At 62.7% G+C, this 13,138-nt stretch carries 14 protein-coding genes; 1 reads left to right on the top strand and 13 read right to left on the bottom strand.

Annotated features, from left to right (window positions below; all coding sequences use genetic code 11):
- Positions 1-167 precede the first annotated feature (167 nt).
- The 13 genes from AC30NL_RS04510 to gspG all read right to left on the bottom strand — a co-directional run bounded on the left by AC30NL_RS04510 (position 168) and on the right by gspG (position 11,347).
- Entirely contained in the window at positions 168-923 is a 756-nt protein-coding gene (locus tag AC30NL_RS04510; RefSeq protein ID WP_489462816.1) for an alpha/beta fold hydrolase, read from the bottom strand.
- 28 nt (positions 924-951) lie between these two features.
- Entirely contained in the window at positions 952-1,746 is a 795-nt protein-coding gene (locus AC30NL_RS04505) for a PEP-CTERM sorting domain-containing protein (protein ID WP_489462815.1), read from the bottom strand.
- Between the two features lie 152 nt (positions 1,747-1,898).
- Positions 1,899-2,456 carry a type II secretion system protein gene (locus AC30NL_RS04500; protein WP_489462814.1) on the bottom strand — a complete coding sequence of 186 codons (558 nt, stop codon included), beginning with the start codon at positions 2,454-2,456 and terminating at the stop codon, positions 1,899-1,901.
- On the bottom strand, positions 2,453-2,836 hold the full coding sequence (locus AC30NL_RS04495; protein ID WP_489462813.1) for a type II secretion system protein: 384 nt from the start codon (positions 2,834-2,836) through the stop codon (positions 2,453-2,455). Before AC30NL_RS04495 ends, AC30NL_RS04500 begins: the two co-directional genes overlap by 4 nt.
- On the bottom strand, positions 2,830-3,303 hold the full coding sequence (locus AC30NL_RS04490; protein WP_489462812.1) for a type II secretion system protein: 474 nt from the start codon (positions 3,301-3,303) through the stop codon (positions 2,830-2,832). Before AC30NL_RS04490 ends, AC30NL_RS04495 begins: the two co-directional genes overlap by 7 nt.
- Entirely contained in the window at positions 3,300-5,723 is a 2,424-nt protein-coding gene (locus tag AC30NL_RS04485) for a cohesin domain-containing protein (protein WP_489462811.1), read from the bottom strand. The genes AC30NL_RS04490 and AC30NL_RS04485 overlap by 4 nt, the downstream gene beginning before the upstream one ends.
- Positions 5,724-5,745: 22 nt before the next feature.
- The gene (locus AC30NL_RS04480; RefSeq protein WP_489462810.1) at positions 5,746-6,261 is read right to left on the bottom strand and encodes a hypothetical protein; all 516 of its coding nucleotides are present in this window, start codon (positions 6,259-6,261) and stop codon (positions 5,746-5,748) included.
- Positions 6,258-6,797: a hypothetical protein gene (locus AC30NL_RS04475; RefSeq protein ID WP_489462809.1), complete on the bottom strand. Its 540-nt coding sequence runs from the start codon at positions 6,795-6,797 to the stop codon at positions 6,258-6,260. The genes AC30NL_RS04480 and AC30NL_RS04475 overlap by 4 nt, the downstream gene beginning before the upstream one ends.
- Positions 6,794-7,321 (bottom strand): hypothetical protein, encoded by a 528-nt coding sequence (locus tag AC30NL_RS04470; RefSeq protein ID WP_489462808.1) that lies wholly within the window; start codon positions 7,319-7,321, stop codon positions 6,794-6,796. Before AC30NL_RS04470 ends, AC30NL_RS04475 begins: the two co-directional genes overlap by 4 nt.
- Entirely contained in the window at positions 7,318-8,031 is a 714-nt protein-coding gene (locus AC30NL_RS04465; RefSeq protein WP_489462807.1) for a hypothetical protein, read from the bottom strand. Before AC30NL_RS04465 ends, AC30NL_RS04470 begins: the two co-directional genes overlap by 4 nt.
- Before the next feature lie 6 nt (positions 8,032-8,037).
- Positions 8,038-9,732, bottom strand: coding sequence for a GspE/PulE family protein (locus tag AC30NL_RS04460; RefSeq protein WP_489462806.1), 1,695 nt, complete (start codon positions 9,730-9,732; stop codon positions 8,038-8,040).
- Positions 9,729-10,904 carry a type II secretion system F family protein gene (locus AC30NL_RS04455; RefSeq protein ID WP_489462805.1) on the bottom strand — a complete coding sequence of 392 codons (1,176 nt, stop codon included), beginning with the start codon at positions 10,902-10,904 and terminating at the stop codon, positions 9,729-9,731. The genes AC30NL_RS04460 and AC30NL_RS04455 overlap by 4 nt, the downstream gene beginning before the upstream one ends.
- A 17-nt stretch (positions 10,905-10,921) precedes the next feature.
- Entirely contained in the window at positions 10,922-11,347 is a 426-nt protein-coding gene (gene gspG, locus AC30NL_RS04450; protein ID WP_489462804.1) for a type II secretion system major pseudopilin GspG, read from the bottom strand.
- A 120-nt stretch (positions 11,348-11,467) separates the two neighbouring features.
- Between gspG and AC30NL_RS04445 the strand changes: the two genes are divergently transcribed.
- Positions 11,468-12,664 carry a glycosyltransferase gene (locus tag AC30NL_RS04445; RefSeq protein WP_489462803.1) on the top strand — a complete coding sequence of 399 codons (1,197 nt, stop codon included), beginning with the start codon at positions 11,468-11,470 and terminating at the stop codon, positions 12,662-12,664.
- Positions 12,665-13,138 lie beyond the last annotated feature (474 nt).

Raw genomic sequence — 13,138 nt, 5'->3', positions numbered from 1 at the left:
TTGCGCACCTCACTGCCGTCGTAGCCTTACCGAATTATTCGTCGTCCGATTTTGGCAAGGTGGCGGCTGTTTTTTCACATTGGCGTCATAGGATTTCGTGGGCCGAGTCGCACAGCAAGCCCGCCACGAACGCCAGACCGGCTCCGGCATCTCGTCGCAGCTTATTCTTATTCGATCGCTCCGCCGTGAATATCGAGGTGGCGACCAGCCCATGCCGTCACGGCGCGCTGCAACCCGTCGACCGGAATCTTGTCAGCCGGATGCGCCGGGCCGCGATACAGGGCCAGTTCGCTGCCGTGAAGTCGGCGGTGAAGGTCCACTGTTTCGTCTGCGCCGGCCAGTGGGTCCGACGAGCCGGATAGGATCAATGAGGGGCAGGCGATCTGCTCCAAGTCATCAGGTGTCAGCGGGGGCTCGTGGGCGAAGCTCTTGAACATGGTGTTCAAGAGCTCGACCAGTTTTCGCCAATCGTTTGGATAGTGGACTCGCGACAGGTGGTCGCGGCGGTGCGCCAGTGCCGTCAAGCGAGGTACTTGCAGCAAGTGCGCGACATGCCCTATGGCCGTATCGTCATAGGTCCACTGCGTTGCGACGGTGATCACCGCGGCCACGCGCTGGGGGAAATGCCGAGCCAGATAGAGCGCCACCACACCGCCGAAGCTGTACCCAAGAATCACGGGTTGCTGCAGTTGCAGCTTGTCGAGCTGGCCCAGCAGGTCGTTAGCATAGCCGGCCATGGTGAAGGTTGGCGGCAGCTCTCGACCGCCGTGCCCGGCGAGGTTCAGAACATGGGTGTTGAAGTGCCCTGAGAGCGCGTCGCGCCAGGGGTTCATTTCTGTTCTGCAGCCGTTGGCGCCGTGCAGTATCAGCAGGTCTCTGCGCTTCAAGGTGGCGGCAGAGTCGGGCATATCGAATGCACTCATCGGCCTGAATGCGAATGCGGGGACGCTCTTAGCGCTGGCGGCTGGCCTTGCGCTTGCGCACAACCCAGACGCTTGCCAAGCCCAGCAGCAGCATCGCGTAGGTCCCGGGTTCAGGCACCGGCGTTTGGACAATCGGCGGGGGCGGTGCGTTCGTATAGAGCAGTTCGTTGACACGCAGTTGGAACGGATCGCTGCCGTTGATCGATGCGTGGAACGCCGTGTTGGTCTGGCCGCCGAGCATCACGTAGCCGGCGCCGAAAGAGCCACCGCTCAATACGGTGCGGCCAACATCGTCAACGATGAGCGAGCGAAACGTGTCTGGCGCAGCGATGTCGTTGTGCGAAAAGTGATAGCCGGCCCACGACGTGCCTGCACCGTCGAAGAGTGTGTTGGTGGGGTCGACGGCCGATGCGGAGTAGCTGCGGTTCTCGAAGAGCTGTTCGTTGGAGCTGGCGCCGAATACCAAGTCGAAGTGGCTCTGGAATTCGGTGGCCGCATTGATGAAGAGGTGGCCGCCACCCAGCACGTAGCTTTCGAGCAAACCACGGTTGCCGTCCAGGTAGTCGACCATTTCGGTGGCGGTCTCGCTGCCGCCGTCGATGTAGAGCATGGCGTAGTCGCTGAACGATGCGCCGTACTGCAGGCGGTCCCAGCCAGTGCCGAACGCGGCTGTCATGGCATCGACGTTGCTGTAGTCGCCCCAGGGTTCGCTGCTGCCCGACAGGTAGGCTTGCTGGGCGGCCTGCACGTTGCCAGCGGCAGCCAAGGTGATCAGGGCCATGCCCACGCTACGGTTCAGCACCGAAGCCCAGCTGGTTTTCATTCGGATCCTCCATCGGTCGCGGCAGCTCGTTTGTGCCGCATGACCGCCTCAAAAGTTATTTGCGCAGACTCTAGGGTTTTTACGCTGGGTTAGGGGATGCAAACCCCTCAAACCAAGGGCCGCGAGAGTATGACAAAAGTTGTAATTCAGCCTCAGTTGCGAGGTGCGCTCGCCGAGGCTTGGTTCGGCGTGGGCCGGATGATGTTGTTGCGGTTGTACAGATCCGTGCTGGGGTCGTAGCCGAAACGCCAGTCGGCGTAGCTGTGGGTTGCCGTGGCGTCAGGGGTGCTGGCGGCCAGAGGAGCAGCCCTCACATTGGCGCCTTCGCGATACGGCGCGCCCGGGGCTGTGCTGTACACGGCCATGATGCCCCCGCCCGGTGCCGGCACGGCGCCCCAGGCACTACCGGTCAACGGGTCGACATAGACACGGCGCAGGTGCCGGCGCATACCGGGCGCACGCGGGTCGCGCGTCAGGTCTTCGAGCCGGTCGGGAAACCGGCGCGAGCCAACCGGGCTTTGCCGGTAGTAGCTCGCGAATGCCCGCTCGAACTCCTTTCCGACGGCAAACAATTCGGTCTCGGCGGCGCGTCTCGCGTTGGTCTCTGCGAGCTCAAGGGTCAGGGCTGCAGCCATCGAAATGACAGCCAGCATGACGAGCACGACGATGTAGGTGTAGCCGCGCAGGCCATGTTGGCGGGCAGCTCTCATAGCTCGTTGAACGGTTTGCCATCCAGCGTCTGGCCCTGCGCGGTGCTCTTGAGATCGCCCACCTGGCCCTTCTTTTCGGACGCCGGCGGCAAGATACGCCAGGCCTTGTCGTTGTCGAGAATCGGATCCATGGGCAGTGATCGCAGATAGCGCCGCTCAACCAGTTCGTCAAGCGATTCGGGATAGCGCAGCGTGTCGGCGTAAAACTTGTCAATCGCATCACGTGTAGTGCGCAAGTTCTCAACCAGCACGCGCTCGCGCGCAATGTCAACGCTCTGCGAATAGCGCGGCAGCGATAGGGCCAGCAAGGTTGCGACGATCGCGAGCACGACGAGCAGTTCAATCAGCGTGAAGCCGCGGCGCAATTTGTGAGTCACCATTTGCGGTACGCCACGCCGTTCAGGCCGATGGCGTCGGACGGGGCAAACACATCGTAGACGTCATCGCCTTCGTGCGGGTCGGACGGTTCGCTCGAATACGCTCGCTTGCCCCACGTGTCGGCCGCATCCTCGGCCTGACTCGTGTCGAGTGGATTGCGGGGGATGTGGCGCAGGAAGTAGATCTTGGCCTTTTTCGGGTCTTTCGCATCCTCGACGCCGTCGACAAGAAGCGCAAGCGTCTTCGGGTAGCCGCTCGACTGCAAAGTACGCGTGATACGTCCTTCGTCCCCGGCAGTCTTGTATGCATCGATTGCGTCGCGGATCTCGCGCAGTGCACGACGCAGCTCGGCTTCACTTGCGCGCTGCACTGCGACCTCGGCCACTTGCGCGGTAAACAGCGCCAGGACCGCCACAACGGCAAGCGTGACCAGCAGCTCGATCAGCGTAAAGCCACGGCAGCTTTTCATTTCACCCTGATCAACCATTCGGGTGGCGATGCGAGTACCAAGGCTTCGCCTGTTGGCGTGACCCCGCTGACGGATTCAGTCACCGCGATACTGGTGCTGTCGCTGGCCGACAAGGCCTTGAAAACGAGGCGCACCATCGATCCCTCGGCGGCCTTGCCGACACCACCGGCAGCGGTGAGTACCACACGGATGACGCCGCTGCCGGTCTCTGCGCGCTTGCTAATAGCCGAGGCCGTCCCGGCGTTGGCCATGAAGCTACCTTGGTCCACCGACACGATGGACAGCACTCTTGGGTCGTAACTCATGCTCAGCGGCACGACCGACAACGGCTGGGCAGCGGCCGCCCACAGCTCCACCGTCACGGTACCCCCGACGGCCACGCTGTTCCCGCCACGCCAGGACAGCGACGACTGGCTGCTTGCCGTGGGCTGCTCGGGTGTCGACGGGGCCACAGTATCTGCAGGGGCGGCGCCGGTGGTGGTCGCCGCCGTCGCCGGCTCACTCGGCAGCGGTACCTCGCTCGACCCGACGTTGGGCGATGGCGGCATGGTGGGCGAAACCGCTGGCGAGGATTCGGAGCGCGGCTCATCCACCGCCGGCGCCGCAGGTGGCACCGATTGCCCGGCCGATGGGGCGGTGCGACCGGCACCGGTGGTCGTGGATGGGGTGGCAGCGGGCGAACTGAACTCGGCACCACGGCTGCGAAGATTCGCCTCGGTGCCCGACTCGAATTCGCTCATTGCAAGATCAGGTCGGAACGCGGAGCGCACGATGCGCGGCGTGATCGATAGCACGATCTCCGATTTCTGGTAATCGTCCTGCGTGTTGCCGAACAAAGTGCCGCCCACCGCGGGGATGCTGGAGAGCCCCGGCAGGCCTGTGACCGAGCGCCGGTCCTCGTCGTTGATCAGCCCCGCTAGTACCTGGTTCTCGCCATCTCGCAAGCGCAATACGGTATTGGCGTTGCGCGTTCCGATTTCGTACGCAATCGAGCCGCCTTTGGTCTGAATCTGGCTCAGGATGTTGCTGACTTCGAGTGCGATCTTGATCGCAACCTCGCCGTCGGGCGAGACGCTGGGTTCAACCTCCAGCTTCAGCCCCACGTCTACATACTGCACGGATTCGGCGACGAACCCGGTGGAGGTTGATGTCGACGTGATGTTCGGCACCCGTTGGCCGACCTGGATCTTGGCCTTTTCTCGGTTACGTGACCGGATGCGCGGGTTCGCCAGCACATTGACATCGGACACGGTGCTGGTCGCCTGGAGTCCGATCCCCACGCCGGTCACCGACGTGGTCGCTGCGCGCAGGTTCTTCAGGTCGCCCAGTGTGAGCTGCACGCCGCTGGCACTCGTCATTGGTGCCAGTGCGACCTGCGTTGGGTATTGCACGCCCGCTTGCAGCAGGCGCGAACGCTTGATTTCCAGGATCTCGACGTCGAGCATCACTTCAGCCTCCGGCTGGTCATGCAGCGTGACCAACTTCTCGGCCATCTGAATGGCCTCGGGTGAATCGCGCATCACGATCATGTTTTGCTTTTCGTCGATCACCACATCTTTGACCTTGAGGATGGTCTTCAGGCTGTTGGCCACCGTCTTCGCATCTGCCGTCGACAGCACGAACGACTTGACGGTCAACTGCTGGTACTCACGCACCTTGGCCGGCGTGTTCGGAAAAATAAGGATCGTGCTGGCATCAAGGACACGCTGCTCAAGCTGGTTGGTCAGCAGCGCGAGCGCAACAGCGTCTGAAATGGTGGTGTTGCGCAGGAACAGCGTCGTGCGCTGGTCGCCTCGAACTTCCTTGTCGAGCACGAAGTTCAAGCCCGACGAGCGCGACAACACCTCGAACACTTGTTTCAGCTGTGCATCTCTGAATTCGAGTGACACGGGTCGGCGGAATGCCTCGGCTAGTTTCGCATCGACATTGGCCTTGGGTTTGGCGCGCTGTTCCAACACCTGAGTACGCAGAGCCAACGCAGAGGCGTGTTGGGGGCGCTCGGCGAGCACAGCGCGCAGCTGCGTCAGCGCCAGGTCGGTGTTGCCTTGCCGGGCGTCGGCTCCGGCGCGACTCATCGAATCGGCAATGTACTGGTCGCGGTCAAGGTCGGCAAGACCAGCTCGCGCACGACTGTTGGCTTCATCAACGCTCAGCACACGGGCGTAAAGTGCACGAGTCTCGGCCGGCTTGTCACCGCTGCGGCGTAAACGCTCGGCGTCATCGATCCAGCGGGCCACGGCTTTGTCTCGAGCGCTTAGGTAACCGATGCGGTAGCGCGCATTGGTTGGCTCGCTCTGCAGCGCTTGCCGGTACGCGGCCAGCGCCTCCTCGGTGCGGTTGGCCTCGAGCAGGGTTTGCGCATCGCGATAGCTCCTTTCCGCGGCGCAGCCGCCCAGCAGGCACACCAAAAGTGCAATCACGGCGCATGCCGCGTGAATCGGCCTAGTCATTGAGGGATGCCCCGGTCTGCAATATTTGCTGTTCATTCAGTGGCAGGTAGATCAAGGTCATTTGGGTGGGCCCGATCACATTGACGCGGTAGGCGTCGGCGACCACGACACCTTGTGTCGCGACGTAGGTCTGGTCGCCTTTTGCGAGGTAGACCTCCCATATGCCGCGTTCGAGCTTCTTGCCCAGCACAGTGAAGGGCAGAGCGGGAGCGCTGGGGCGGGGCGCTTCAGTCACCAGCAACGGCGCGGCAGGGCCGGGGGGCACTGGCGGGTGCAGGGCCGGGAACGCGTTGGCGCCGTCGGTCAAGTAGTCGGTGCGCGGTTTCAGTTCGCCCAAGGTTTGGGCTGCAGGCGCCGGAACGGCCCCCTCAGTGGTGTGCCTTGCCGGCTGGCGAACGACAGCGTTGCCAACCACGACGGTGCGCGAGCGCATGCGGTCCCATGTCACCGCGAGTGCGCTCCCCGCCAGCAGGGTAAACAAAATAAGTTTGCGACGTGCCGGTGTCATGGACGGGTGTACAGCGTGAGGTGGCTCGTGGTTTCGATGTCGCCGCTGGCGATCTGCTCGCGTTTCATGTCAAGTTTGTCAAGCGACAGCCCCGGGAATGCGGCCATCAACGAGAAAGTGAACTTGCGCACGGCAGGGTAGGGGCCTGTCATCGGCAGTGTGATTAGCAGGCGGTTGAAGTGCCCGCTGGCATCGACCTCGCTGTGGTAGTCGACCTTGTTCATCTGCAGGCCCGCGGCCGCACCTTGATTCCAGATCTGCTGCATCAGGCGGCTGAGGTCTTCGTCGCTCGCGAGCCGCTCCTCGAAGGCTGTGAGGGTGTCGGCACGCGGAGGCAGGGGTTCGACCGGCCGTATAATTGCGGCCGTGCGGCGCAGCCCCTCAAGCTGACTGATCTCCTGTGCCGACCGCTGTTCTGCCATCGGCAACAGCGCGCCCCACAGCGCGGCCGCCAGGACGCCGAGCACAGCAAGCACCAATGGCAAGCTAGCGGGCGATGCAAGCCACAGCTCAAGTTTCAGCGGCCAAGCTTTCACGGGCGGTCCTCCCACCGGGCTTCGAACGTCGCTTGCCTGTGCGGTAAACCGCTGTCGAGCACCACTTCTTGCCGCACCGGCAAAACCTTGACGAATGGCGCCGTGCGTGACACTTGTCGCATGAAATCGATCAGCGTGGGCATGTCGTCGGCTTGCGCCGTGACGAGCACGAGTTTGTCCTTCGGGTGGGGTTCAACGCGTATCAGCGCGACATCACGCGGGCGTGCAGTTTCGATCGCACCAAGCAGGGCCGGCCAGGGCAAATTCAGTGTGGAGATGGCCTCGTTGATGGATTTCACGCGTTCCTGCGACATTGGCGAAATCGATACAACCGGCGTTGCCGCTTGGCGGGCCAATGCTTGGCGGTGCTCTGTCAGCTGCGAGCGCGCGTCAGCAAGCACGCGTTGGGCATGGGTGTAGCGGAAGCCTCCCCACGCAATTGCGATAAGCAGCATCACCGTGCCGGGAGCAAACCAAATGGGCAGGGGACGCCCGCGCGCGTAGTTGACATTGGCGAAGTTCATGCCGGCAAGCCCCACAATGCAGCCGGGCCCACGGCAGTCAGCAAGATCCCAGTCGAGAGCGACACGGGCGCGGTGGGCGCACCGCCCATCCACACCGGTGCGGCCGGATTGACGTCGTCCACGAACGCGCGTTCACGAGCCAGCAGATCTTCGAGATTCGGCGCTCCGGCCTCTACGCGCAATGCGCGAGCCTGGCGACATTGGCCGTTGCTGACATAGCCGAGGCTGACCCACGTACCGTCGGTACCTACGACCCAATGGTCGCCGCGGCGCGTGCGACGACGGAAGTGACGAGCCCATGCGACCCAGTGCGGCCTGATCGAGACAACACGCACCCGCGCCGCCTGGGCCAGATCCTCAAGCTCAGTGAGCAGCCCACCATCGGCGCCGGCGACGAAGTCATGCTCGGCGAATGGTTGTGCTTCATGGCGAACCTGCCACCCTTCGACGTCGCCAAACATGGCGCGAAAGCGGCTTTGCATCGCGGCAGAGAGCTCGGCCCGATTCCGGACTCCTTCGGGTCGCGGCATCACAAGATAGCGACAGTGAGCATCCGACAGCACGACCTCCAGTTGTGCCCGGCTGCCGCGAAACGCCTCCAAGGCCTGTGACAGGTTCAACGCCGATCCAAGCGACGAGCCTCGCTTCAGGTCATACGTGTGGACCGATTGGGGCCCGACGAGTAGCCCGATGCGAGGTGTTGTCCACATGGTCAACTAGCCCTGCAGGGTGACACGCAGAACTTCTTCGAGGCTGGTGTGCCCTTGGTGTGCGAGTTCCAGCGCCGCGTCGCGCAGCAGCCGCGTCCCGCCGCGCCTCGCTTCGGTCTTGATGTTCATGATGGATGCCTTGTTCACGATCAATTCACGCAGTGAGTCATTCAGGACGAGGATCTCGGCGATTGCTATGCGCCCTCGATACCCCGTGCCGCGGCAATCGCCGCAGCCAACGCCGCAGCGCAACGTGGCGGTTCCAAGGTAGGCTTGGTCAAGCCGCAACACCTCGATCTGTTCAGTGCTAGCCGCCTGCGGCTCTGCGCAGTTGTTGCAGATTGAGCGGACGAGCCGCTGCGCCCAGATGCCGTTCAGTGCGGCCGTCAACGCGTGCGGGTCAATGCCCATGTGCGTGAACCGCGAGAACACGTCGAACACGCTGTTGGCGTGCACCGTCGACAACACGAGGTGGCCCGTCAGCGCCGATTGAACAGCTATCTCGGCGGTTTCGGCGTCACGAATCTCGCCGACCATGATCCGGTCCGGGTCGTGGCGCAAGATCGACCGCAAGCCGCGCGCGAAGGTCAGACCCTTCTTTTCGTTGACGGGAATCTGCAGCACACCCGGTAGCTCGTATTCGACAGGGTCTTCGATCGTGACGACCTTGTCTTTGCCCGTCAGCGTCTCAGAGATCGCTGCGTACAGCGTCGTGGTCTTGCCGCTGCCGGTCGGCCCGGTCACCAGCAGCATGCCGTATGGTTCGGCCGCCAGGCGGCGGACCAGCTTCAGCGACGGTGCGTCAAAGCCGAGCAGATCAAGCGTCAGCTTGCCACCCGATGGGACCAACTGGCGTTTGTCGAGAATCCGTAGTACCGCGTCCTCGCCGTGGATGCTGGGCATCACCGATACCCGCAGGTCGGTGGTTCGTCCGCCGATTGAGACACGAAAGCGCCCGTCCTGCGGCACACGGCGCTCGGCGATGTCGAGTTCCGCCAGGACCTTGATACGCGAAATGGCTTGTTCGGCCGCCTCGACGCCGGGCACTGACGCGGCCAGATTCAACACGCCGTCGATACGGTACTTGACCTCGATGCCGTGTGGGGTGGACTCGAAGTGCACGTCGCTGGCGCCCGCCTTCAGGCTGTCGTAGAGCGTGGAGTTGACGAGGCGAACGACCGGGCTCGCATCCTCAGCGATGCCAACGAACGAGATTTCCTCGCCGCGTTGTTCGCCCGTCGCTGCCGGGTCGGCCGATCTGGCGACGGGGTCAACAGCCCGCGCATCAATCTCGGCACGGCCCAGCAACGCCTTCAGATCGCCGTCATTCGCAAGAGCAATCCGCACACCTGTTGGCAGCCGGTGTTCGAGCCAGTTCATCAAATCGATGTCGAACGGGTTGGCAACCACGACATAACGCTGCTCACCCACGATGAGTCCCATGCAGTGGCGCTGCAATGCCCTTGACAGTCCTACCGCCGAAAAATCGGGGGTCGAGGAAATCAGGTCGACCGTCTCAAGAAAGGGGTATCGCAGACCGCATGCAAGTGTGCGTGCGGCATCTCGAACGTCGCCACCCACGGTTTCAAACCAAGCGGAGAACAACGGCATGCGGCTGGTATGTGCGCGTTGTCGTGCATCGCCCAGCAGCCGCTCGAAATCCACCGGGGCGTGGCCCGCGGCCAACACGGCGGCGCTCATCGGAAACTCCCAGCAAGGTCGAAGATTGGCATGTACAACAGGATCACGATGCCTCCGATGACGACACCAATGACCGACATAAGGATCGGCTCGAAGGACTTCGAGAACCTCTCAACCCAGCGACCAAGCTCGTTGTCGTGGTAGCGTCCGGCGCGGATGAAGAGGTCGCCCATGCGGCCCGTACCTTCGCCGGCCTGCAGCAGACGTGCTGACACCGCGGTCGTCAGGTGGTGTCGTTCGAGCGACGAACTGATCGCGCCACCACGGCGCAGCGCCTCGATCGTCGCGTCAAGGTGGACGCGGTGAATCCCGCCCACGACACCTTGCGACAGTGTCAACGCATGAACGAGAGGCATGCCACCTTTGAGCAAGGTGCCGACAGTGAGGTACAGGCGCGACAAGCGGAACAGGTGGATGCGCTGCTTCGCGCCGGGGATTAGATTCGCAAGATGCTCGAGGGTGCCTCGGCGCTTCGCTTGCAGGAAGGAGGCCGCCAATGCGATGACGATGAGCACAGCGGCTAGGGCGAGTTCGTGCGCATGTTTGGACGCAAATGCGCCCCAATCGAGCAGCAACGCGGACAACAATGGCAGTTCGCGCCCGGCCCCACGATACACCGATGAGAACCGCGGAACGACGAAGGTCAACAAGAACACGATCACGCAACCGCCGACCGTGAACAGAATGGCCGGGTAGATGAGCGCGCTGACGATCTTGTTGCTCAGGCTGTCGAGCCGGCTGCTGTAATCGAGGTAGCGCTGCAATGCTCCATGCAGATCACTCGTCCGCTCTGATGCACGAATTAGCCCGATGTACAACACCGGAAAGTGGTGAGGCATCTTTTCGAGCGCGGCCGAGAACGGGTGCCCTTGGCGCAGCGACTTCACCAGTTCGCGATAGACCGTGGCAACGTCGTTGTCGCCTTTCTGGTCGGCGAGTGTGTCAACGGCTTCGACTACGGACAGACCGGCATCAAGCAGCTCGGCCAATTCCTCGGAAAAGAGGCTGAGATCGAAGCGCTGCCGGCGACGCCACGGTACGCGAGGCGCGCTCACCGACAGTACGTCGAGCTGCTGCTCGGCGGCAACGCGGCGAGCGTCGTCCGCGTTCACCGCATCGACTATCAGGGACTCGACGACCCCGCGCCGAAGTCCACGTACCTCGAACTTCATCACGCAGAGTCACTTGGTCAGTTGGTGAGATCGGCGTCTTCGTTGATGCCGCCGAGGGTGCCGTCGCGGCCGTACGAAACGATCTGGAAGTCGCGGCCGTCGATGCCCGGACGCTTATAGACGTATGGGTTGCCCCACGGGTCGAGCGGCACTTCCTTCTGCAGATAAGGGCCGTTCCAGCGCTGCGCATCAGCCGGCCTAGTGACCAGAGCCTGCAGGCCGAGCGCGGTATCGGGGAACTTGCCGGTGTCAAGACGGTAGGACTCGATCGCGCGCGAGAACGCTTCAATCTGTGCCTTCGCGGTGGTGACTTCAGACTTGCTGACATTACCAAACAGGCGCGGCCCAACGAATGCCGCCAACAAGCCGATGATGGCAACCACGACCAGCAACTCTAGCAATGTGAATCCAACGAGTTTTGATCTGATAGGGGGGATAGTCATGGTGGCTGAGGAGGCGCGCGCATCGCGTCGGAGTCTATCCGCTCGAAATGCCCGCTCATGCGCTCAGAGCCCCCTGAAATGGGGGGCGGGAGGCCACTACGCACACTTTACGATTTGATCATGGCGAAGATCTTGTTGACATGGGAAGCGGGTGCATATCTGGGGCACGAAATGCTGGTGACGACTGCAGCCGTGCAGGTTCGTGAAGCAGGCCACGATGTTGTCATCTATTCGCCCCACGATGCCCAGCCCAATGAGGCCGCACGGCGCGCCGGTATCCGCTGGGAGCATGTGTCCAACGTGCTGGATGAACGGTTGCCGCAAACCGGGGTCACCTGGGAGTCGCGCGCGACGACGCTTTGGAACTTTGGATTCCACTCGGTCGACATCATCCGTGATCGATTTCACGCATGGGACGTCATCCTGCAGCGCGAACAGCCCAATGTCGTCGCGCTGCAAGCTGCGCCATTTGCCCAGCTCGCCGCGAGCGTCGGCGGATATCCGTCAGTCGAGTTCGGCATTGGCTTTGACGTGCCGCCGCGACAGTCTCCGTTTCCGGCATTCAGGAGCACCGACCGCTTCGATGTACCTGATGCACTGCAACTGGAACGTTCGATTTGCGATCGGATTGCGCGGGTCCTCGGGTCCCCAGCCAGCCGCACCGCGCTTCACGACCTGGTCTCAGGGCAGAAACGCCTGGTGGTCTCGATCCGCGAACTCGACCACTACGATGGCATAGACGACAACTCCCGCGAGTTCGTCGGCCCGCTACCGGTCGTTGAGCTGGGCGCGGCTAGGCCGAAGTGGCTGCGCGGCAAGCCGCGGGTGCTCGCCTACGTGCGCGCACCATTGCTCGATGCGCCGCAATTGTTGAAGTCAATCGCCGGCTTGCGTGGCGATGCCGTGGTCATTTGTCTCGGCGCCGACGAGGCGACAGTGAAGCTGGCCCATGCGCTTGGAATTCGTGTTCAGTTGGCCCCGGTGTCGATTGGTGACTTGCTTCCAACAGCCGATCTGGTCATATCGCACGGGGGCGGATTGATGGCCGAGGCAGCAATCCGCGGGCGGCCGTGTCTTGCACTGCCGTCTCACTACGAGCAGTTCATGACTGCGGCGACGCTGAAGCGTCGTCGACTTGGCGTGATGGTCAACCCAAAGGAGCCCGCGCTGTACGAGCGCGCGCTTCGCCACGTGCTGGCCGACCCCGACGTGCGGCGCAACACGGCAGCGGTCTCGGCGCGCTACCGAGGTGCGTCGACGCGCTCGGGAGCCAAGTTTGTCGCAGCGGTCGAGTCGATGGTCGATGAGACACGATGACCAGCGATCGACGCAACTTTCGACGCGCACCACTGGTCGCAATAGTGCAGAGAGTCGGCCGGCTCAAGGGAAGTTCGCACGCGTCATGCGCGGCGATGGAAGTTGCCCGGATGCTTGTTTTTCGGGGAATCAGCGAAGGGCTCCGTCGCGCCAGTTGACATAAGGAACATTGTCGCCTTCTCGCTCAACCTTCGAGGAACTCGACTAGTTGCGAAGGCTTGCGGCAATGGGTCGTGCGACAGGGCTTTGTCCGACAAGGGTCTCGGTAGTCTCCGCCGCCTTGGGCGGCGGACCATTTTTACACGTTGGATTTACGCCATCGATTTGGACACCAATCTATGGGCAGGAAGCTGCCCATTGCCCACCCGGATAGTGATATTTATCAGGCTATTGACGGTCACCAAAGAACGGGGAGACTCCGCCCCCCGGAACCGCCCCCCGACCAAGATGGAATTGCTCGTCCGATGCGCGCCA

Origin of the sequence: Rhizobacter sp. (assembly GCA_021153565.1) — a bacterium.
Taxonomy (GTDB): domain Bacteria; phylum Pseudomonadota; class Gammaproteobacteria; order Burkholderiales; family Burkholderiaceae_C; genus Albitalea.
This window is presented reverse-complemented; position numbering and strand designations above follow the sequence as displayed.